Genomic DNA, 21,468 nt, shown 5'->3' with positions numbered 1-21,468 from the left:
GATGCGGCCATGGAAAACGCCCCTCTGCTGTTCCAGCTCCCCGATGACGACACCCTGTACCAGGCCCTTCTGGATCGCGACCCGGCCTATGAAGGCTTTGCCTTTGTCGGGGTGAAAAGTACCGGTGTGTTCTGTCGCCTGACCTGTGCCGCACGCAAGCCCAAGCGTGAGAACACGGTGTTTTTCAGCTCCATCAAGGGCTGCGTCGAAGCGGGATTCCGCGCCTGTCTGCGTTGTCGTCCCCTGGAGCGGGCCGGGGGGCAGGAGCCCTGGGTGCAAACCCTGCTGGATCAGTTGCAAAGCGATCCTGAACGCCGCTGGTACGAAGACGACCTGAGCCGCCAGGGGTTGGACCCGTCCACCGTGCGTCGCGCGTTCAAGCGCTACTTTGGGGTGACCTTCCTGGAAATGGCCCGCCTGCGACGCATGGGCCAAGGCATGCAGCAGCTGTCCTGCGGCGAGTCGGTGATCGAGGCGCAGATCAGCGCCGGCTTTGATTCCGACAGTGGCTTTCGCCGTGCCTTTGCCCGCCTGGCCGGCCAGCCGCCGTCGAACCTGCGGGGGCGCGAGTTGCTCAAGGTGGACTGGTTGCAGACTCCTATCGGCGTGATGCTGGCGGTGGCCGACGCCCAGGTCCTGCATCTGCTGGAGTTTTTCGATCGTCCGGCCCTGGCCAATGAGCTGCAAAACCTGCAAAAGAGCAGCGGCTCCAGCATAGGGTTTGGACGTTTCGCCCCTATCGATCAAATCGAGGCCGAGCTGCAGCGTTATTTCGCCGGAGAAGCCGACGGTTTCCACACTCCCCTGGCGATGAACGCCTCGCCCTTTACCCGAACGGTATGGCAGGCCTTGGGCGCCATCCCTCTGGGCAGTACCTGCAGTTATGCCGAAGTGGCGAGCCGGATCGGCTCGCCGTCAGCGGTGCGTGCCGTGGCCCGGGCCAACGGCGCCAATCAGATCGCCATCGTCATTGCCTGTCACCGGGTCATTGGTAGCGATGGCGCGCTGACCGGCTACGGCGGCGGACTGTGGCGCAAGCGCTGGCTGCTGGAGCATGAGCGCCGCATGGCAAGCCCCGGTGCGATTCAGTGAGCGGGCTGTAGAGGCTTGCCTGAAGTTCCCGGGCGGGCTTGCGCAAGGTTATCCACAGGCCCTTGCGGCGGTTTTTGGTTCTCTGTCTGGCGCGCCAGTTCATCGGCATCCGCCTGCTCCGCTGTGGACAACTCGGCAGCGTTGTGACCGATGCGCTTGAGCAGCGCCAGCATGCACAGCAGCGAAACCAGGGCGTAGCAGGCCGAGGCGATGGCCACGCCGATGATGCTGCCGGTGCCATTGAGGATGCTCTGGGCCAGCACCGGGGTGGCGCCGCCCACCAGCAGTGAACACAGCTGATAGGAAATCGACAGCCCGCTGTAGCGTACCCGGGTCGGAAAGGCCCGGGCCAGGATACCGCCCACCGCGCCATAGAACATCGAATGCGGCACCGTGGCCAGGCACATGCCGAGCACGGCGATCCAGTAGCTGCCGGTTTCCACGGCGAAGAACATCGCCGGCATCAGCACCAGCTCCGGCACCACCATCAGCACCACGGCCTTGCGCATGTCGATGCGTGACACCAGCACCGCCCCCAGGGGCTGGGTGATGAACTGCACCACCAGGGCAATGACGATCACGCTGAGAAAACTGCCCTGGGTGTAGCCCAGTTCCTTGGTGGCCCAGGACAGGGCAAAGGTGCTCTTGAAGTAGGTGACGTGGATGATCGGCAGCACCCCGGCGCCCAGCAGCACCAGGCGCCAGTGGTTGCGCAGCACGTCGAGAATCGGCAGCTTGACAGTCTTCTTCTGCGCGATCAGGCGCTGCATGTCATCGGATTCTTCAAGCTTGAGGCGAATGACCATGCCGACGATCACCAGCAGCGCCGAGAGCAGGAATGGAATGCGCCAGCCCCAGAGCAGGAAGTCCGGCGCGGGCAGGGCGCTGAGGCCGAAGAACACCAGGGTTGCCAGCAGGTTGCCAGCCGGTGAGCCCTGCTGGGCAAAGGCGGCATAGAGAATGCCCTTGCCCTTGGGCGCACTCTCGCTGGCGATCAGGATCGCCCCGCCCCATTCGCCGCCCACCGCGATGCCCTGGATGATTCGCAGGGTCACCAGGGCAATCGGCGCCCAGATGCCGATCTGCAGGTAGCTGGGTAGCAGGCCGATGCAGGTGGTGGCCACGCCCATCATGATCAGGGTGATCACCAGGGTGGTCTTGCGGCCGATCTTGTCGCCCATGTGGCCGAAGATGATGCCGCCGATGGGGCGCGCGACAAAACCGGCCCACAGGGTCAGGAAGGACAACAGGGTAGCGGTGCCCGGGGGCAGGTCGGCGGGGAAGAAGACTTTGCCGAACACCAGGGCGGCGGCGATTCCGTAGGCGTAGAAGTCGTACCACTCGATGGTGGTGCCGATGAACGAGGCGATGCCCGCCTTGCGGGCTTTCTTGTGGGCGGCAGCTTCCAGGGCGGCGGTCATGTGCAACTCCTGCTTGTTATTGTTATGGGCACCCGTGCAGGGCGCGTGGGCTTCATGCAAGACCCGACCGCTGGGAGCCTATACAGGCAGGAATCGAAAAATATAATGATTAAATCTTATGGTTTGATACGTGATTTCGTATCGCCGCGCCCTGCTCAGGCCCCTGTGGCGGCTGCTTGCAGCAGGGATCTGAACAGGGCGAGGAAACTGTCGGCGGCGGCCGAGGGTTTGTCCGCCCGATGGATCGCCATAATCTCCGAAGGCGCGCCCCGGCCTTCGATTTCGCAGTAAATCACCCCCGGCTGGCCGAGCAGTGCCAGGGTCTGGGGCACCAGCGCCACCCCCATCTCATGGGCCACCATCGCCACCACGGTTTGCCAGAGCCGAGTCTCGTGACGAATGCGCGGGCTGAATCCGGCGGCCACGCAGCGGGCGATGATCAGGTCGTGGTAGTGGGGCGAGACCTCCCGTGGAAACAGGATGAAATCATCATGGGCCAATTGCCCCAGGTCGACTTGCGCCTGCCCGGCCAGTCGGTGGCCCTGGGGCAGGCAGCAGAGAAAGGGTTCGGCCAGCAGCGTCTGGCTGTGGATACCGGCGGCGAAGGTGCCGCCGTGGACGAAACCGATATCGATCTGGCCCCGCTGCAACGCCTGGGCCTGGGCGGCGCTGTTCATTTCCATCAGCACGATCTCGGTGTCCGGATGATCGCGCTCGAAGGCCTTGACCGTTTGGGGCAGGCCGCGGTGCAGGATCGAGTTGACGAAACCCACGCTCAGGCGCCCGGCAAAACCTTCGGCCGAGCGCTGGGTCAGGCGTCGTGCCTGGTCGGCCCGCAGCAGCAGGTAGCGCGCCTCGCCCAGCAGCACCTGGCCGGCGTTGGTCAGGCTCACGGACTTGTTGTTGCGGTTGAGCAACTGGATATCCAGTTGCCCCTCAAGCTTCTTGATATCGAAACTCAGTGCCGGTTGCGAAATGCACAGACGCTCCGCGGCGCGCCCGAAGTGCAGCTCCTCGGCCACGGCGACGAAGTAACGCAGTTGTTTGAGGTCCATGAGGAGTCTGCCTTCTACGATCTGGTTTTCTTATCGTAGTGGATGGATTTTGTATTAGATACTTATCGATGGCGGCTCTAGTCTCGGCCTACAAAAATCAGGAGACGCGCCATGACCGCCGAGCCCCGCCCTATTGAAGACCGCCTGAATATCCCCGATAGCCGTGGTATCAACCTGTTTGAATGCGACGCCGGTCTGGGCGCATTGCTCAAGGTCTACCTGCCGCCGGAGGTCTACCAGCAGTGGCTGCCGAGCTTGCAGCGCCTGGGTGCCCGGGCCGGTGGCGAGCTGGATGTATTGGCCCTGTCCGCCGACAAGAACCCGCCTGTGTTGCAGCCCCGCACCCGCCGCGGCGAGAACCTGCAAAGCATTGCCAAGCACCCGGACTATGTCGCCCTGGAGCGGGTGGCCTACGCCGAGCTGGGCCTGGCCTCCATGAGCCATCGCCCTGACGGCCCGCTGCCGCTGGTCAAGTACGCCCTGACCTATCTGTTCGTCCAGGCCGAGTTCGGCCTGTGCTGCCCAGTGAGCATGACCGACTCCCTGGCCCGTACCCTACGCAAGTTCGGCACGCCTGAGCTGGTGCAGCGTTATCTGCCGCGACTGCAGTCCCAGGATTTCGACGAGCTGTTCCAGGGGGCGATGTTCATGACCGAGCAGGCCGCTGGCTCCGATGTTTCGCGCACCGAAACCCGCGCCCGGCTGGAGGACGGCCAATGGCGGTTGTACGGCGAGAAATGGTTCTGTTCCAACCCGGATGCCGACCTGGCCATGGTTCTGGCGCGCCCGGAACAGGCGCCTGCGGGCATGGCCGGGGTCACCCTGTTCCTGCTGCCGAAAGTCCTGGCCGACGGTTCGCGCAACCAGTACCGGATCCAGCGCCTGAAGGACAAGCTGGGCAGTCGCTCCATGGCCAGTGGCGAGATCACTCTGGAAGGTGCCAGCGCCTACCTGATCGGTGAGGTCGGCCGCGGCTTCCAGCAGATGGCCGACATGGTCAACATGTCGCGGCTGTCCAACGGCGTGCGGGCAGCGGGGCTGATGCGCCGTGGGATCAACGAAGCGCTGTTCATCGCCCGCCAGCGTCGGGCCTTCGGCAAGTATCTGATCGAGATGCCGCTGATGCAGCGGCAGTTGCTGAAGATGATGCTGCCCACCGAGCAGGCGCGTTCGATGTTCATGCAAATCGCCAGCTTGCTGCCCCGGGCCGATAGCGGTGACGAGGCGGCGCGTAAATGTGTGCGGATTCTCACGCCGCTGATCAAGTTCCGCGCCTGCCGTGACGCTCGACGGGTCACCGGCGATGCCATGGAGGTGCGAGGTGGGGTTGGCTACATCGAGGAGTGGAGCGATGCCCGGCTGGTGCGCGACGCCCATCTGGGTTCGATCTGGGAGGGCACCAGCAATATCGTCGCCCTGGACATTGCCCGGGCGGTGACCCGTGAGCAGGCGCTGGAACCCTTGCAAGGTTATCTGGCGGCACTGCTGGCCGAGGCCGATCTGCCGGACGCCAGCCGCAGGCTGTTCGATTCGGCCCTGCTGCGCACGGTCACCGGCTTCCATACGGTGGCGCAGCAACGCCGGGATGAGCAGGTGCGTCAGTTCGGCAGCGTGCTGTATCACCTGACCAGCGCGATTTTCATGGCCTGGGAAGCCGTGCGTCAGGCTCCGGATTATCGACGCCTGGGCCTGGCTCATCTGGTGCTGGCGCACAAGGTGCTGCCACGGGACCCCTTGAGCCTGGAGCCGGCTATCGATGCCGAGCTGCTGGCGCGCCTGGCCAATGAGAGCCCGCTGTCGCAAGCCGAGGCCATGCAACTGCTGCCGGCCTGATTGGCCGTCCCTTTCCGATGTGCGGAGTACCTGGATGAACCTTGCCCAAGGGGCCCTGGCGGGCCTGAAAGTCATTGATCTGAGCCGCGTGCTGGGCGGTCCCTACTGTACCCAGGCCCTGGCCGACCACGGCGCCGAAGTCATCAAGCTGGAGCCTTTGAGTGGCGATGAAACCCGGGGTTGGGGGCCACCGTTCGAAGGCGATGACGCCTCATACTTTCGCGGCATCAACCGTAACAAGCGGGGGATTGCCGTCGACCTGTCGCGCCCCGAGGGCCTGGCCCTGCTGATGCAATTGCTGGAAGACGCCGATGTGTTGGTGGAGAACTTCAAGCCTGGCACCCTGCAACGTTGGGGCATCGGATTTCAGGAGGTGCTGAGCCCGCGTTTCCCGGGGTTGATTCATTGCGCCATCTCCGGCTTTGGCGCCGATGGCCCCTTGGGCGGCTTACCCGGCTATGACGCGGTGATCCAGGCCATGGCCGGCTTGATGAGTGTCAACGGCGAAGGCGAGGGCGGGCCACTGCGCATCGGCTTGCCGATCGTCGATATGGTCACTGGCCTGAATGCGTTGGTGGGGATTCTCCTGGCCCTCAACGAGCGTCAGCGCAGCGGCCTTGGGCAGTCCCTGGATATATCCCTGTATGACTGCGGCGTCTCCCTGCTGCATCCCCATCTGCCGAACTACTTCGCTTCCGGCAAGACCCCGAAGCGCACGGGAAATGCCCATCCCAACATCGCCCCTTACGACAGCTATCGCACCGCCGGCGAACCGATTTTCCTCGCGGTTGGTAATGATCGACAGTTCGCCAGGCTATGCCGGGAACTGGGGGCCAGCGAGTTGCTGGAAGACCCGCGCTTTGCCGATAACGGCCAGCGCTCGGTCAATCGCCAAGCCTTGAAACAGGCTTTGGAGCGGCATCTGGTTGCCCACGATGGGGCCTCGCTGGCACCGCGGCTGATTGGCCTGGGAGTGCCTTGTGGTTCGATTGCTACGGTGGATCAGGTGGTGACTCATCCCCATACCCGGCATCGCGGTCTGCTGGTGGAACTCGATGGTTACCGCGGCATAGGTTCGCCGGTGAAGCTGTCGCGAACCCCGGCTAGCTATCGGACGGTTCCGCCGACCCTGGGCCAGGACACTCGTGCGGTACTGCAGGGGTTGGGGCTGGATGAGCCGACTATCGCCAAGCTGCTGGCCAGCGGGGTGGTGCGCGGTTGAAGTTTGCACTCAGCGGCGATGGGCTCGCAGTAGTGTGAAGGTGATGCTCGGACTCTGTTGCAGCACCTTCGCGCCGTCGAGGACCTGCACCGCCAGGCGATGTTGGCCGCGGTCAATATTCACCAGCGGCAACTCGAGGCCCCGGCTCGGGGGGCCATACGCCTGATCGTCCAGCAGCAGACGCAGGCGATGCTGCGGCTGCAAGTCCGGCACCAGCGCTACCTGCACCGTGAAGCTGCCGTTGTTGGCCCGCAGCGCGCCGTGCTCTGGCACGCCCTGCAACTGCAGTTGGGCGTAAGGCTCTGCGCTGGCGGGCAGCGCCGTTATCCACAGCAGGCAAAAAGCAGCGACGCGCATCACGGTGATTCCAGCCCTTTACAGGTTCGCGGTTGAAAGGCTCAGCATAGGGCGGCGCGAGGCTGGGCGCGGGCGCGGTTAACCTTTGAACACACATAACTCCGCGGTGGCGCGGACCATTGCCAGTTGGCGCAACGGGTCGCGGCTGGCGGCCTGATTGGCCTGGGCCAGCCATTGCGGGCATTGGCGATCGCCGGCATGGGGGCTGAAGTCGGCCAGTTGCTGCAACAGGCGTTTTTGTAACTGATCAAGTTGTGGACGGATCTGTCCGGCCAGGTCCTGGCGCGGGGTGTCTGGCGCCCGGCCTTGCAGGTGCCAGCTGGACAGCTTGGCGTACTGCACCAGTTTGTTGGCTTCGATCTGGGCGGCGAAGAACTGCCCAACCCTTTCCTCGCTCAGGTGATAGGTGGCGGCCTGGGCTGTGGCGCCGGCAATTACCTGCTGTTCCCGAGGCCGGTCCTCCACCGCCTTGTGGCTGTCCCATTTGCTCAGGGCCACCTGATCGGCAATGGCCAGGCGTTCGCCGATGCTGCCGAGCAACGGGGCGAGAGCGGCGGGGGCTTCGGTGGCGCAGGCGGCTGTGGTGAGCAGGCTGCAGGTCAGGGCGAGGCACAAGTTGAGGCGCGAAGTCATGGGCGGGCTCGGCAGATAAGAGAAGGGCGGCGCCCATGATGCACGCAACCACCCCGGGCAGGGCAAATGTGCGGGCATAAAAAAGGCCTCCCGAAGGAGGCCTCTTGATCACGCGGCTTGCGCCGACGCTACCGGATCAGCAGCTGTAGTACAGCTCGTATTCCAGTGGGTGTACGAAGGTACGGACCTTGATCTCTTCTTCGCTTTTCAGGGCGATGTAAGCGTCGATGAAGTCGTCGCTGAAAACGCCGCCTTTGGTCAGGAACGCACGACCTTTGTCCAGCTCTTCCAGGGCTTCCTTCAGGCTGCCGCAAACTTGTGGGATCTCTTTGGCCTCTTCAGGCGGCAGGTCGTACAGGTTTTTGTCAGCGGCGTCGCCAGGGTGGATCTTGTTCTGGATACCGTCCAGGCCGGCCATCAGCAGAGCAGCGAAGGCCAGGTATGGGTTGGCAGCCGGGTCCGGGAAACGGGCTTCGATACGGCGGGCTTTAGGGCTCGACACGTAAGGAATACGGATCGAAGCGGAACGGTTGCGTGCCGAGTAGGCCAGCATGACCGGGGCTTCGAAGCCTGGAACCAGACGCTTGTAGGAGTTGGTGGCCGGGTTGGTGAAGCCGTTCAGGGCCTTACCGTGCTTGATGATGCCGCCGATGAAGTACAGAGCGGTATCGGACAGGCCGGCATAGCCTTCGCCAGCGAAGGTGTTCTTGCCGTCTTTCCAGATCGACATGTGCACGTGCATGCCCGAGCCGTTGTCGCCGTACAGTGGCTTAGGCATGAAGGTGGCAGTGCGGCCGTAGGCGTCGGCCACGTTGTGCACGACGTATTTCAGGGTCTGGGTTTCGTCGGCTTTCTTCACCAGGGTGTTGAACTTGACGCCGATTTCGTTCTGGCCGGCAGTCGCCACTTCGTGGTGGTGAACTTCAACGGTCAGGCCCATTTCTTCCAGTGCGTTGCACATGGAGGTACGGATTTCGTGGTCGTGGTCGAACGGTGGAACCGGGAAGTAGCCGCCTTTGACGCCTGGACGGTGGCCCTTGTTGCCGCCTTCGATGTCCTGGTCGGACATCCAGGAACCTTGTTCGGAGTAGATCTTGAACATGGAACCGGAGATGTCGGACTTGAATTTCACTTGGTCGAAGATGAAGAACTCTGGCTCTGGACCGGCGAATACGGTGTCGCCGATGCCGGTGGCTTTCAGGTGCTCTTCGGCGCGCTTGGCAATGGCGCGTGGGTCGCGGTCGTAACCTTGCATGCTCGAAGGTTCGATGATGTCGCAGACCAGGATCAGGGTCGGTTCTTCTGTGAACGGGTCCAGCACGGCGGTTTCGTCGTCCGGCATCAGGATCATGTCGGAGGCTTCGATGCCTTTCCAGCCAGCGATGGAGGAACCGTCGAACATCTTGCCGGATTCGAAGAAGTCTTCATCCAGCGCATCACGGGCCGGCATGGTCACGTGATGTTGAGTGCCCTTGGTGTCAGTGAAGCGCAGATCAATCCATTTGACGTCATGATCTTTGATGAGTTGAACCGACTTCGACATAGTGTCCTCCGGGTGGCTTCGGGCTTGGTGTTGGAGTGCCCTTAGAATGTGGGTGATGCCGGCGCGAATACTCTGCCATGGCAACCTGCCTCACAAGGGAGCAAATTGCATGCCAGTGCCCCGAGATGGGTTTTCTGCCCCAAAATCACGCTTTCTGCGGCGGATTTGGCGTAATGCCGGCATTTGGCGCACTGCAATGTAGCGTCTTCTTTGGTAAATGACCCGTTTTGGTGCGCCTAAAACCTTCTGCACATTAATTGGTTAAACCTTGAGCAATTTCCGCTATAATCCGCGCCCCCCTTTTTCGGCTGGCCCAGCGCGCGCAGTTTTCATGAAACTAATCGTTAAAGTTTTCCCGGAAATCACCATCAAGAGCCGCCCGGTACGGATGCGTTTCATCCGTCAGTTGGCCAAGAACATCCGTGCCGTGCTCCGCGATCTGGACCCGGCCGTGGTGGTCAATGGTGTGTGGGACAACCTCGAGCTGGAAACCGCCCTCAGCGAGCCCAAGGCCCTGAAGGAGCTGACCGAGCGCCTGAGTTGCATGCCCGGCATCGCGCATTTCCTGCAGGTTGACGAGTACCCGCTGGGGGACTTCGACGACATCGTTGCCAAGTGCAAGCAGCACTTCGGCGAGGCCTTGCCCGGGAAGATTTTCTCGGTGCGCTGCAAGCGTGCCGGCAAGCATGAATTCAGCTCCATGGACGTGGAAAAGTACGTCGGCAGCCAGCTGCGTCGGCAGTGCGGTGCCGCCGGCATTTCCCTCAAAGAGCCGGAAATCGAAGTGCGGATGGAAATTCGCGACCAACGGTTGTTCGTGATCCACAGCCAGCACAACAGTATCGGTGGCTACCCGCTGGGCGCCCTGGAACAGACCCTGGTGCTGATGTCCGGCGGCTTCGACTCCACGGTCGCCGCTTATCAGGTCATGCGCCGTGGCCTGATGAGCCACTTCTGCTTCTTCAATCTGGGCGGCCGTGCCCACGAACTGGGCGTGATGGAAGTCGCGCACTATATATGGAAGAAGTACGGCAGCTCCCAGCGGGTGCTGTTCGTCAGCGTGCCGTTCGAGGAAGTGCTCGGGGAAATTCTCGGCAAAGTCGACAACAGTCATATGGGCGTCATTTTGAAGCGTATGATGTTGCGTGCCGCCTCAAGCATCGCCGACCGTCTGCACATCGATGCACTGGTGACTGGCGAGGCGATTTCCCAGGTGTCCAGCCAGACGTTGCCCAACCTGTCGGTGATCGACTGCGTGACCGAGAAGCTGGTGCTGCGCCCGCTGATCGCCAGCCACAAGCAGGACATCATCGACCTGGCCGAAGAGATCGGCACCGCCGACTTCGCCAAGCACATGCCGGAGTACTGCGGGGTCATCTCGGTGAACCCCAAGACCCATGCCAAGCGCCATCGCGTCGAGCATGAAGAGAAAGAATTCGATATGGCGGTGCTCGAGCGTGCGATCGAGCGGGCCAAGCTGGTGCCGATCGATCGGGTGATCGACGAGTTGGGCCAGGATTTGCAGATTGAAGAAGTCAGTGAGGCGCTGGCCGGTCAGATCGTCATCGACATCCGTCACCCGGATGCCCAGGAAGACGACCCGCTGGAGCTTGCTGGCATCGAAGTACAAGCGCTGCCGTTCTATGCATTGAACGCCCGCTTCAAGGAACTGGACCCTACGCGCCAGTACCTGCTGTATTGCGACAAAGGCGTCATGAGTCGCCTGCATGCTCACCATCTGCTCAGTGAGGGACATGCCAATGTGCGCGTTTATAGACCGAGCTAAGTGCCCGGGGATGTTCGCCTGTGGCTTGCGTCACCGGCCCCCCGACGCCGCCGTCCAGCTGTAACGGCCAGGCCTGACTCTATTGTTAATCGCTGCCAGCATTTGTCAGCACACCGAATCCTCTGATCGAGATACACAAGTGATCGAAAATCTACGCAACATCGCCATCATTGCCCACGTTGACCATGGTAAGACCACCCTGGTAGACAAACTCCTGCGTCAATCCGGCACCCTGGAGCGCAACGAGCTCAACGACGAGCGCGTGATGGACTCCAACGACCAGGAAAAAGAGCGCGGCATTACCATCCTGGCGAAAAACACCGCCATCAACTGGAACGGCTACCACATCAACATCGTGGACACCCCGGGCCACGCCGACTTCGGCGGCGAAGTTGAGCGCGTAATGTCCATGGTCGACTCCGTGCTGCTGCTGGTCGACGCTCAAGACGGCCCGATGCCGCAAACCCGTTTCGTGACCAAGAAGGCGTTCGAAGCCGGCCTGCGTCCAATCGTGGTAATCAACAAGGTTGACCGTCCGGGCGCGCGTCCTGACTGGGTTCTGGACCAGATCTTCGATCTGTTCGACAACCTGGGTGCCACCGAAGAACAGCTGGACTTCAAAGTCGTCTACGCCTCGGCCCTGAACGGCATTGCCGGTCTGGACCACACCGAAATGGCTGAAGACATGACCCCGCTGTACCAGTCGATCGTCGACAACGTGCCAGCGCCAAGCGTTGACCGTGACGGTCCGTTCCAGATGCAGGTTTCCGCTCTGGACTACAACAGCTTCCTGGGTGTGATCGGCGTTGGCCGTATCGCTCGCGGTCGCGTCAAGCCCAACACCCCGGTTGTGGCCATCGACGTCAACGGCAAGCGCCGTAACGGTCGTATCCTCAAGCTGATGGGTCACCACGGCCTGCACCGTGTAGACGTTGAAGAAGCCGCTGCTGGCGACATCGTTTGCATCAGCGGTTTCGACGAGCTGTTCATCTCCGACACCCTGTGCGATCCGACTGTTGTCGAAGCGATGAAGCCACTGAGCGTCGACGAGCCAACCGTTTCCATGACCTTCCAGGTCAACGACTCGCCATTCTGCGGTAAAGAAGGCAAGTTCGTGACCAGCCGTAACATCAAGGAACGTCTGGACAAAGAGCTGCTGTACAACGTTGCTCTGCGCGTTGAAGAAGGCGACTCGGCTGACAAGTTCAAGGTTTCCGGCCGCGGTGAGTTGCACCTGTCGGTACTGATCGAAACCATGCGTCGCGAAGGCTTCGAGATGGGCGTTGGCCGTCCTGAAGTGATCATCCGTGAAGTGGATGGCGTGAAGCAGGAACCGTTCGAAAACGTCACCATCGACATCCCTGAAGAATCCCAGGGCAAGGTCATGGAAGAAATGGGCCTGCGTAAGGGCGACCTGAGCAACATGGTTCCGGATGGCAAGGGCCGTGTACGCCTGGAATACAACATTCCAGCCCGTGGTCTGATCGGTTTCCGTAACCAGTTCCTGACCCTGACCAACGGTGCAGGCATCCTGACCTCGATCTTCGATCGCTACGCTCCGATGAAGTCAGGCCACATGTCCGGCCGTCAGAACGGCGTACTGGTATCGGTAGAAACCGGCAAGGCCCTGACCTACTCCCTGGAAACCCTGCAGGCGCGCGGCAAGCTGTTCGTCGAGCACGGCCAGGAAATCTACAACGGTCAGATCGTTGGTCTGAACAGCCGTGACAACGACCTGGGCGTCAACCCTACCAAGGGCAAGAAGCTCGACAACATGCGTGCTTCGGGTAAAGACGAAACCATCGCCCTGGTTCCACCTGTTCGCTTCACCCTGGAACAGGCTCTGGAATTCATCCAGGACGACGAGCTGTGCGAAGTGACTCCTAAGTCCATCCGTCTTCGCAAGAAGATCCTGGACGAAGGCGAGCGTACCCGCGCTGCCAAGAAAGCCAAGAACTGAGTCTTTAGTTCCGGCTGAATGAAAACGCCCCCGGTCGCGAGACCGGGGGCGTTTTTTTTCGCCTGGAGAAAACCTGTAGGGGCTACAGCAGCGTTAGCTGCGGTGGGAGGTGGGCAACCTTAGCAGCCTGAAGGGCAGGGGATCAGAAACGTTCCAGGGTTCGACTGCTGGTATTGGTCGGGCGCTCCTGGGGCTTGGGCTTGTAGGCGCAGTAGCCCGGGCGCGGGCCGATCTTCGGGTGGTTGCGGCAGGTGTCCGGGCGCTTGTCATAAATGGTGCACAGGCGGCTTTTACGATCCAGATACAGGCAGTCGTTGTTGCTCATGCGCTGCAAGGTGAAGATTTCCGACTTCTGGTTGTAGCGTTCGACGATGCCTTCTTTCTGCAGGCGCTTGGCAATGTTCTTCGCCGGTTCGCCGCGCTCGAATTCGTCGACGATACCAATGCGGATCAGGTCCTTGATCTTCACTTCCACCGGCAGGGTGCAGCAGCTGGACATGCAGGAACCGCACATGGGCGCGGTGTATTTGGCCCAGGTATCGAGACGGTCGATTTCCGCGGCGGCGATCAGATTGGACTTCATCAAGGTGGTGCTTCCGGCATGTTCCAGGGCGCGCGATCATACCGGGACTGGTGGATTTTTGAACGACTTTAGGTCGGATTTTTCTTGTGTGCCTTGCGATTAGTCCCTGGCGGCACGGCATCTGCATCTTTTTCCCCGCAGGCGCGCAAGGCTCTCTCGTGAGTCGAGCCATTTGAGACAGCGCCGAACCAGAGCCTTCGCTCCGTGTCAGACCGACTAGGCTCAGACCATTCCATGCTCACTGTGTATCTCGTCAGAGGTCGTATCGATGACTCAGGAATCCCTTGTTCGTGACGCTGAGGTGGCCGCCTTTCGCGAAGCCGTCTTGACCAAACTCACCTACGCGGTTGGCAAAGACCCGGATCACGCCTTCGACCACGACTGGTTCGAGGCCATTGCCCTGGCGGCGCGGGACCATATGGTCGATCACTGGATGGATCACACGCGACAGATGTACCGCAAGGGTCAGAAGCGGGTGTATTACCTGTCCCTGGAGTTCCTGATCGGTCGCTTGCTGTTTGACAGCCTGAGCAATCTTGGCCTGCTGGACGTGGCCCGCGAGGCCCTCACCGATCTGGGGGTGGACCTGGAACGCATCCGCCTGCTGGAGCCCGATGCGGCCCTGGGCAATGGTGGCTTGGGGCGCCTGGCGGCGTGTTTCATGGAGAGCATGTCGACCCTGGGCCTGGCCGGTCACGGCTACGGTATCCGTTACGAGCACGGCCTGTTCCGCCAGGCGATTGTCGACGGTTGGCAGCAGGAACAGACCGAACACTGGCTGGATTTCGGCAACCCCTGGGAGTTCGAGCGCCCCGAGGTGATCTACTCCATCGGCTTTGGCGGCAGCGTCGACAGCGTGACCGACGAAGCGGGCAACATTCGCCAGGTCTGGCGGCCGGTGGAAACCGTCAGGGCGGTGGCCTATGACACCCCAGTGGTGGGCTGGCGTGGGGCCAGCGTCAACACCTTGCGTCTGTGGCGGGCCCGGGCCATGGAGGATTTGCACCTGGAGCGTTTCAACGCCGGTGACCACCTGGGGGCGGTGGCGGAAGTGGCCCGGGCCGAGAGCATCTCCCGGGTGCTGTACCCGGCCGACAGCACCGAGGCGGGCCAGGAACTGCGTCTGCGCCAGGAGTACTTTTTCGTCTCGGCGTCGTTGCAGGATTTGCTGCGGCGCCACAAGAACATGCATGACTCGGTGCTCAGCCTCGGCGAGCACGCGGCCATCCAGCTCAATGACACCCACCCGTCGATCGCCGTGGCCGAGCTGATGCGCCAATTGGTGGACCTGCACGGCATCGCCTGGGATGCGGCGTGGCAGGTCACCGTGCAAACCCTGTCCTACACCAACCACACCCTGTTGCCCGAGGCCCTGGAAACCTGGCCGGTGGGCTTGATGGAACGCATGCTGCCGCGGCACATGCAGATCATCTATCTGATCAACGCCCAGCACATCGACTCGTTGCGGGCCAAGGGCATGCACGATTTCGACGTGCTGCGGGCGGTGTCGCTGATCGAGGAAGACAACGGTCGCCGGGTGCGCATGGGCAACCTGGCGTTCCTCGGCTCCCACAGCGTCAATGGCGTGTCCGGCCTGCACACCCAGCTGATGCGCAGCACGGTGTTCTCCGAGCTGCACAAGCTGTACCCGGAGCGGATCAACAACAAGACCAACGGCATCACCTTCCGCCGCTGGCTGTATCAGGCCAACCCGCAACTGACCGAAATGCTGGTGGACGTCCTGGGCCCCGAGCTGCTGGACAATCCCGAGGCGCTGCTACTGGGGCTGGAACCCTTCGCCGAGAAAGCCGCCTTTCGCAAGCAGTTCGCCGAACAGCGGCTGCACAGCAAGCGTGCTTTGGCGGCGATCATCCATGAGCGCCTGGGCATCGCGGTCAACCCGGCAGCGCTGTTCGATGTGCAGGTCAAGCGTATTCACGAGTACAAGCGCCAGTTGCTCAACCTGCTGCATACCGTGGCGCTGTACCAGGCGATCCGCGCCGAGCCGGAAACCGATTGGGTGCCCCGGGTGAAGATCTTTGCCGGCAAGGCGGCCGCCAGTTATCACCAGGCCAAGCTGATCATCAAACTGACCAACGACATCGCCCGTACGGTGAACAGCGACCCGACTGTACGTGGCTTGCTCAAAGTGGTGTTCCTGCCCAACTACAACGTCAGCCTGGCGGAAAGCATTATTCCCGCCGCCGACCTGTCGGAGCAGATCTCCACCGCCGGCTTCGAGGCTTCGGGCACCAGCAACATGAAGTTCGGCCTCAACGGTGCCCTGACCATCGGCACCCTGGATGGTGCCAACGTCGAAATGTGCGAGCAGGTGGGCGCCGAACACATGTTCATCTTCGGTCTCAGCGCCCAGCAGGTGGAGGCGCGCAAGCGCAATGGCGAATTCAGCGCGGTGCCGGATATCGCCGCCTCCCATCGGCTCAGCGATGTGCTGCAGGCGATTCGTGGCGGGGTGTTCTCCCCGGATGATCCGTCGCGTTACACCGGGCTGATCGATTCGCTGATCGACTACGACCGGTTCCTGGTCTGCGCCGATTTCGATGCCTACTGGAGTGCCCAGGCTCGGGTCGAGGAGCGTTGGCACGACGCCAAGGAATGGTGGCGTTCGGCGGTGCTCAACACGGCGCGCATGGGCTGGTTTTCCTCGGACCGGACCATCCGTGAATACGCCACGCAGATCTGGAAGGCGCTGGAGTGAGGCGTTTGGGAGAATTCTCAAACTGTGCATAAGGCCCAACGTTTGTTGGGTCGGGTCGATATACTGAGCGCCGATTTTATCTCCCGGATGGTGTCTTTCGGGCCACGCTCGGCTTCCAATCGGGGACAGACCTTCGCTGGCAAGCCGGCGCCTACAATCTCCGTAGGGGCCGGCTTGCCGGCGAACGCGTCAACACAGCTGTACCTGTCCTTTAGTGGACCGCTTAGGGATATCGACACATGCAATGGATGTTCATGCTGTTGGGGTTGGTGCTGGGGTGGATCGTTGATGAGTCCATCAGTGATGCCCTGATCGGTGCCCTGCTGGGCCTGGCTGTCGGCCTGGCCATTCGCTTCGGCGCCCTGCATCGCCAGGTTGTCGACCAGCACCGCGAGCTGGAACAGGCGAAAAAGGCCCTGGCCACCCTGGGCCAGCGTCTTGCGCTGCTGGAAAGCAACGCTAGCCCCGCCGCCGAACCTGCGGCCGAACCCCTGGTCAATGCCCCGCTTGCCGAGGCTCGCGCAGGCACGAGCGCCGCGGCGGAACGCGAAGACCTGCCTGAATTCATTCTTGATGAAGTCCAGCCTGTGGAGCCGGCTGCTCCCGAGCTGGTCTGGGAACTGCCCGCTGCGGTGCGTCCTGCCGCGGCAATCCAAGCCAGCCAGCCGCTGCCGGAGTCGGTCTGGCAACCCGGGCCCCAGGTGTCGTCCCGGGAGCCACAGCCAGCTGCAGCCCCTGTGGACCTGCAACCGAACCTGATCGAGCGCGCCATCAGCGGTGCACGCAACTGGCTGTTTGGCGGCAACACCGTGCTGCGGGTCGGCGTGGTGCTGTTGTTCCTCGGCCTGGCCTTCCTCCTGCGCTATGCCACCGAAGGCATGGTGGTGCCCATTGAATTGCGTTATGCCGGAGTGGCGGCCAGCTCCCTGGGCCTCTTGGGGCTGGGTTGGTGGCTGCGGCGACGCAACAGCAACTACGCGCTGATGCTCCAGGGCACCGGCATCGCCGTGCTCTACCTGACGGTGTTCGCGGCCATGCGCCTGCATCCGTTGCTCGACCCTTCTGCGGCTTTGGGCCTGCTGGTGGCCGTGACCGTGTTTTCGGCGATCCTGGCCATTACCCAGGATGCCCTGGGTCTGGCTGCGGCCGCCGCCCTGGGCGGTTTTGCCGCGCCCATCCTGACGTCCACCGGCGCCGGCAGCCATGTGGCGCTGTTCAGCTACTTCGCCCTGCTCAACGCCGGCATCCTCGGCATTGCCTGGTTCAAGGCCTGGCGCCTGCTGAACCTGATCGGCTTTGTCGGCACCTTCGGCATCGGTTTCGCCTGGGGCCTGCGCTCCTATGCCCCGGAGCTGCTGTGGAGTACCGAGCCGTTCCTGATCCTGTTCTTCCTCATGTACCTGGCCATTGGCCTGCTGTTTACCCGGCGCAAGCTGCTGGAAATGACCGATGCTCCGGCGGACGCCGATCGTCAGGCGCTGCTGCACTGGTCCGCACGCAAGGGTGACTACGTCGATGGCAGCCTGCTCTTCGGCCCGCCGTTGGTGGCTTTCGGTTTGCAACTGGCGCTGGTCCGGCATCTGGAGTTCGCGGCGTCTTTCAGTGCCCTGACTCTGGGCTTGATCTACATGGTCCTGGCGCGGGTGCTGATGGGCGGTCGCGCCCTGTTGCTGGGGGAAACCTGCCTGGCCCTGGGGGTGATTTTCGCCAGCCTGGCCATTCCGTTGGGTCTGGATGCGCGCTGGACGTCCGCGGCCTGGGCCGTGGAGGGCGCGGGGATCTTCTGGCTCGGCCTGCGTCAGCAGCGGCCATTGGCCCGGGCCTTCGCCTTGCTGTTGCAGGTGGGCTCGGCCCTGGCTTTCCTCAGCGAATTGAGTCCCGGGAACACCAGCCTGCTGACCGGTGCGCCTTTGGGGGCATTGCTGCTCGGTGGCGCGTTGCTGTTCAGCTTCGACCAACTGCGACGGGCCGATAAGTCCTTGCCTTCGACCTGGGAGCAGGGCATTGCGCCGCTCTTGGGGGTGCTTGGGCTGGGTTTCCTGTATCTGCTGGCGCCGTTGTTCTTCTTCACCCAGGGCACGGCCATCAGTTGGGCCCTGGCCGGGCTGGCGACCTTGTGGGTCGGCCTGCGCCTGCAATCGCGGGCCTTCCTGTTCACGGCATTCGGCATCCAGTTGCTCGGGGGCGCCTTGTTCCTGATGCGCCTGCAAGGGGCGGACGGCGATGCCAGCGCGGTCTTCAGTGCCGGCTGGAGCGGCCTGATGAGCGCCTCGCTGATTGGGCTGGCGCTGATTGGCGGCATGCTCCTGGCCGCCCGCAATGACATGGTGCGCAACGACCCGCGCTTGTTGCGGGGGCTGTCGGTGGTGCTGCTGGCGGGCTTGATGATGATCAACCTGGCGGTGCTGTTTGTGCTGCCTTGGCGTACCGCCAGTGGGGTCTGGGCCGCCAGCGGGCTGTTGATCATCTGGCTCAGCCTGTACTTGCAGCAGCGGGCCAGTTTTGTCTTTGGCCTGGTGCTCCAGGTGATTGGTGGCAGCACCTTCCTGCTGGCCGGTTCGGACTGGTATTTCGTGGCGGTGGCGGACGCTGCGCGGCCCCTGGCCAATGGCGATTTCTGGACGCCGATGGTCCTGGCCCTGGCGGCGCTGGTAGGGGCCTGGCGCTTGCAGCGGGGCCATCATGGCTCGGCGTTCGATGCCTTGAGCCTGGGGCGCCTGTCTGACCTGTTGTTGGCCTGGGGTGCTTGCTGGTGGGCCTTTACCTGGCTCAAGGAGGTACTGCGCTTCGCCCCGGCCCATTGGCAGGCGAGCCTGTTGCTGCTGATCACCGCCGCCAGCGTGCTGCTCTGCGCGCTGCTGGCGGTGCGCCTGCAGTGGAAGTCCCTGGGGCTGGTGTGCAGCCTGCTGATACCGGTGGGCGCCCTGGTGCTGCTGGCGGCTTGGGCACCGCGTTATCACCCGGCGGCGGATCTGGGCTGGCTGGCCTGGACCCTGCTGTTCGCCGTGCACTTCTTCAGTCTGCGGCGCCTGGCGGCATGGCTGCCGACGCGGGTCCTGAGCATCGCCCATGTGCTGGGTTGCTGGCTGCTGCTGGGGGTGTTGGCGCTGGAACTGCGCTACGCCTTGCTGCTGTTGTCCGAGCAGTACAACGCTTGGCGCTGGCTGGGCTGGGCGATCCTGCCGAGCCTGTACCTGGTGGCCATGGCCACGCCGCGCCATTGGCCGTGGCCGGTTGCCGCGCATTCCAGGGAGTACCGCCTGTATGCCGCGCTGCCCCTGGCGGTGTTGATGCTGGGCTGGTTCTGGCTGGCCAATACCTTCAGCGACGGCCGAGCCGAGCCGTTGCCTTACTTGCCGCTGCTCAATCCCCTGGAGCTGGGGCTGCTGTTTGCCCTGTTCGGGGTCTATGTGTGGTCCCGCAGTGCGGTGCAGGTGCTGGCGCTTCGGAGCGATTACGCCGAGCGCGGCGCCCAGTTGGTGGCGGGGGTTTCCCTGTTCGCCTTCTTCACCGTGCTGGTCATGCGCGCGGCTCACCATTGGAGCGGTGTGCCGTTCCAGGCGGATGCGTTGCTTGAGTCGATGATGGTCCAGGCCGGGCTGTCCATCGTCTGGACCCTGATTGCCCTGGGCTTGATGATTGGCGGGCATGTGCGCCATCGCCGCGAAGTCTGGCTGATCGGCGCGGCGTTGATCGCGGTGGTGGTGGCCAAGCTGTTCCTGGTGGAGTTGAGCAACCGTGGCGGGCTGGCGCGGATCGTCTCTTTCATCGGGGTTGGTGTGTTGTTGCTGGTGGTGGGGTATTTCGCCCCCTTGCCGCCCAAGCGGGTCGAGGCCGAGCCTGAAGCCGGCAAGCCCTTGAATGAAGGAGTGTCGTCTTGAGTCAGAAGTTGAACCTGGGCTGGTGGGGGGCTGCGGGCCTGTGTGTGGCACTGTCCGCCGTGGCCCAGGACAAGCCCGGGGACTTCAAGTCCCAGGTGCCCTTGACCCTGAGCGGCGAAGGCCCCTGGTACCGCCTGGAGCTGCCGCTCGCCGTGCAGCTCCAGGCCAGCCAGACCGATCTGCGGGATGTTCGCGTGTTCAACGCCGCCGGCGAGCCCCAGGCCTATGCCGTGGCCCGTCAGCAGGCGCAGACTCGCGAGCAGCGCAGCCTTGCTGATGTGAAGTGGTTCCCGCTGTACAACTCGGCGCAAGCTGGCGACAGCATCCCCAGTGTGCGGGTGCAGTCCAACACCAATGGCACGCTGGTGGAAGTGCAGCCGGCCACTGAGTTGGAGGCGGGTGAAGAAGTCCTGCGAGGCTGGTTGCTGGATGCCAGCGCCATCAAGGCGCCGCTGCAACAACTGGTGCTGGACTGGACCAGTGAGCGCGACGGTTTCCAGCGTTTCAGCATCGAGGCCAGTGACGATCTGCAGCACTGGCAATCCTGGGGAGAAGGCCAGGTGGCACGGCTGTCGTTTGCCGACGAGCGGGTCGAGCAGCATGAGGTGGCTTTGCCCGGGCAGTCGGCACGTTACCTGCGCTTGCTGTGGAACACCCCGCAGGCGGCGCCGGTGCTCACTTCCGCGCAGTTGCAGAGCAGTACCACCAGCAGCCTGCCGTCGCCGCTGGTGTGGTCGCAACCGCTGGGCGGCACGGCCGCCAAGGCCGGTGAGTACAGTTGGCAGTTGCCCAAGGGGCTGAATGTCGAGCGCGTGCGGGTCGAGCTCAAACAGGCCAATAGCCTGGCGCCCGCAACATTGTACGGACGCCGTGAGAGCAGCCTGCCCTGGCAGCCCCTGAGCAATGGCCTGCTGTACCGCCTGACCCAGAATGGCCAGGACGTGCAGCAGAACGAACTGCAATTGCCGGGGCAGACCGTGCAGCAGCTCAAATTGACAGTGGATGAGCGTGGCGGCGGCCTGGGCGCCGAGGCGCCGACCCTGCAATTTGCCGTGCGCGGCACGCAACTGGTGTTCCTGGCTCGTGGCGCCGGGCCCTATACCCTGGCACTGGGCAACCCGACCGCAACAGCGGCCAACCTGCCGTTGGCCACCCTGATTCCTGACTACAGTCCGCAGCGTCTCAAGGAGCTGGGCCAGGCCAAGGTCGAAGGCGAGGCGCAATTGACGACGTCCACTGCGGCGTCGCCGGACGTCGCCGTGGCCAGCGGGCCGGACTGGAAAAAAATCGGCCTGTGGGCGGTGCTGCTCCTGGGGGTACTGGCATTGGCCGGCATGGCCCTCAGTCTGCTGCGCAAGCCGGCGGTCAAATCCTGAGCGGTTG

General features: G+C 62.9%; 13 protein-coding genes and 1 pseudogene. 8 read left to right on the top strand and 6 right to left on the bottom strand.

The window, feature by feature from the left end:
• Window positions 1–9 precede the first annotated feature (9 nt).
• Entirely contained in the window at window positions 10–1,092 is a 1,083-nt protein-coding gene (locus PQT43_RS15700) for a bifunctional transcriptional activator/DNA repair enzyme AdaA (RefSeq protein WP_272754257.1), read from the top strand.
• Here the strand turns inward: PQT43_RS15700 and PQT43_RS15695 are convergent.
• Both PQT43_RS15695 and PQT43_RS15690 read right to left on the bottom strand, forming a co-directional pair.
• Complete coding sequence (locus tag PQT43_RS15695; protein WP_272754256.1) at window positions 1,086–2,513, bottom strand: MFS transporter; 1,428 nt, start codon at window positions 2,511–2,513, stop codon at window positions 1,086–1,088. The two genes, PQT43_RS15700 and PQT43_RS15695, sit on opposite strands and share 7 nt — an antisense overlap.
• Before the next feature lie 155 nt (window positions 2,514–2,668).
• The gene (locus tag PQT43_RS15690) at window positions 2,669–3,568 is read right to left on the bottom strand and encodes a LysR substrate-binding domain-containing protein (RefSeq protein ID WP_102882122.1); all 900 of its coding nucleotides are present in this window, start codon (window positions 3,566–3,568) and stop codon (window positions 2,669–2,671) included.
• Between the two features lie 111 nt (window positions 3,569–3,679).
• Here PQT43_RS15690 and PQT43_RS15685 point away from each other — a divergent pair, with 111 nt between their 5' ends.
• Both PQT43_RS15685 and PQT43_RS15680 read left to right on the top strand, forming a co-directional pair.
• Window positions 3,680–5,401, top strand: a complete 1,722-nt coding sequence (locus PQT43_RS15685; protein WP_102882121.1) for an acyl-CoA dehydrogenase family protein — start codon at window positions 3,680–3,682, stop codon at window positions 5,399–5,401.
• A gap of 34 nt (window positions 5,402–5,435) precedes the next feature.
• Window positions 5,436–6,623 (top strand): CaiB/BaiF CoA transferase family protein, encoded by a 1,188-nt coding sequence (locus PQT43_RS15680; protein ID WP_272754255.1) that lies wholly within the window; start codon window positions 5,436–5,438, stop codon window positions 6,621–6,623.
• Window positions 6,624–6,632: 9 nt separating this feature from the next.
• On the opposite strand, the pseudogene PQT43_RS15675 reads toward PQT43_RS15680, so the two are convergent.
• From PQT43_RS15675 to glnA, 3 genes and pseudogenes are all read right to left on the bottom strand, one after another.
• Window positions 6,633–6,938, bottom strand: a pseudogene (locus PQT43_RS15675) (DUF4124 domain-containing protein); the annotation flags it as partial.
• Window positions 6,939–7,058: 120 nt separating this feature from the next.
• A complete protein-coding gene (locus tag PQT43_RS15670) occupies window positions 7,059–7,613 on the bottom strand; it encodes a chorismate mutase (protein ID WP_170002053.1) in 555 nt (184 codons plus the stop codon).
• Between the two features lie 136 nt (window positions 7,614–7,749).
• Complete coding sequence (glnA, locus tag PQT43_RS15665) at window positions 7,750–9,156, bottom strand: glutamate--ammonia ligase (RefSeq protein WP_016965623.1); 1,407 nt, start codon at window positions 9,154–9,156, stop codon at window positions 7,750–7,752.
• 331 nt (window positions 9,157–9,487) lie between these two features.
• On the opposite strand from glnA, the gene thiI reads away from it, so the two are divergent.
• Together thiI and typA are read left to right on the top strand one after the other, a co-directional pair.
• Complete coding sequence (thiI, locus tag PQT43_RS15660; protein WP_102862749.1) at window positions 9,488–10,942, top strand: tRNA uracil 4-sulfurtransferase ThiI; 1,455 nt, start codon at window positions 9,488–9,490, stop codon at window positions 10,940–10,942.
• 139 nt (window positions 10,943–11,081) lie between these two features.
• Window positions 11,082–12,902 carry a translational GTPase TypA gene (gene typA, locus PQT43_RS15655; protein ID WP_025130242.1) on the top strand — a complete coding sequence of 607 codons (1,821 nt, stop codon included), beginning with the start codon at window positions 11,082–11,084 and terminating at the stop codon, window positions 12,900–12,902.
• Window positions 12,903–13,044: 142 nt separating this feature from the next.
• Here typA and PQT43_RS15650 read toward each other — a convergent pair whose 3' ends face one another.
• Entirely contained in the window at window positions 13,045–13,488 is a 444-nt protein-coding gene (locus PQT43_RS15650; RefSeq protein WP_170002055.1) for a YkgJ family cysteine cluster protein, read from the bottom strand.
• Between the two features lie 265 nt (window positions 13,489–13,753).
• Between PQT43_RS15650 and PQT43_RS15645 the strand changes: the two genes are divergently transcribed.
• From PQT43_RS15645 to PQT43_RS15635, 3 genes are all read left to right on the top strand, one after another.
• Window positions 13,754–16,204: a glycogen/starch/alpha-glucan phosphorylase gene (locus PQT43_RS15645; protein ID WP_102882117.1), complete on the top strand. Its 2,451-nt coding sequence runs from the start codon at window positions 13,754–13,756 to the stop codon at window positions 16,202–16,204.
• Between the two features lie 239 nt (window positions 16,205–16,443).
• Window positions 16,444–20,085, top strand: a complete 3,642-nt coding sequence (locus tag PQT43_RS15640) for a DUF2339 domain-containing protein (RefSeq protein WP_272754252.1) — start codon at window positions 16,444–16,446, stop codon at window positions 20,083–20,085.
• On the top strand, window positions 20,082–21,461 hold the full coding sequence (locus PQT43_RS15635; protein WP_272754251.1) for a DUF3999 domain-containing protein: 1,380 nt from the start codon (window positions 20,082–20,084) through the stop codon (window positions 21,459–21,461). The genes PQT43_RS15640 and PQT43_RS15635 overlap by 4 nt, the downstream gene beginning before the upstream one ends.
• Window positions 21,462–21,468: the final 7 nt, after the last annotated feature.

This window comes from Pseudomonas sp. BLCC-B112 (assembly GCF_028550695.1).
GTDB classification, from domain to species: domain Bacteria; phylum Pseudomonadota; class Gammaproteobacteria; order Pseudomonadales; family Pseudomonadaceae; genus Aquipseudomonas; species Aquipseudomonas danubii.
Note: the sequence above shows the minus strand (reverse complement) of the source record. Positions and strands in the feature narration are given on the sequence as shown.

Bases quoted from the DNA above. Each gene is read 5' to 3' on its own strand.
- PQT43_RS15700 (WP_272754257.1), top strand. From the start codon at position 10: ATGGAAAACGCCCCTCTGCTGTTCCAGCTCCCCGATGACGACACCCTG.
- PQT43_RS15695 (WP_272754256.1), bottom strand. From the start codon at position 2,513: ATGACCGCCGCCCTGGAAGCTGCCGCCCACAAGAAAGCCCGCAAGGCG.
- PQT43_RS15690 (WP_102882122.1), bottom strand. From the start codon at position 3,568: ATGGACCTCAAACAACTGCGTTACTTCGTCGCCGTGGCCGAGGAGCTG.
- PQT43_RS15685 (WP_102882121.1), top strand. From the start codon at position 3,680: ATGACCGCCGAGCCCCGCCCTATTGAAGACCGCCTGAATATCCCCGAT.
- PQT43_RS15680 (WP_272754255.1), top strand. From the start codon at position 5,436: ATGAACCTTGCCCAAGGGGCCCTGGCGGGCCTGAAAGTCATTGATCTG.
- PQT43_RS15670 (WP_170002053.1), bottom strand. From the start codon at position 7,613: ATGACTTCGCGCCTCAACTTGTGCCTCGCCCTGACCTGCAGCCTGCTC.
- glnA (WP_016965623.1), bottom strand. From the start codon at position 9,156: ATGTCGAAGTCGGTTCAACTCATCAAAGATCATGACGTCAAATGGATT.
- thiI (WP_102862749.1), top strand. From the start codon at position 9,488: ATGAAACTAATCGTTAAAGTTTTCCCGGAAATCACCATCAAGAGCCGC.
- PQT43_RS15645 (WP_102882117.1), top strand. From the start codon at position 13,754: ATGACTCAGGAATCCCTTGTTCGTGACGCTGAGGTGGCCGCCTTTCGC.
- PQT43_RS15640 (WP_272754252.1), top strand. From the start codon at position 16,444: ATGCAATGGATGTTCATGCTGTTGGGGTTGGTGCTGGGGTGGATCGTT.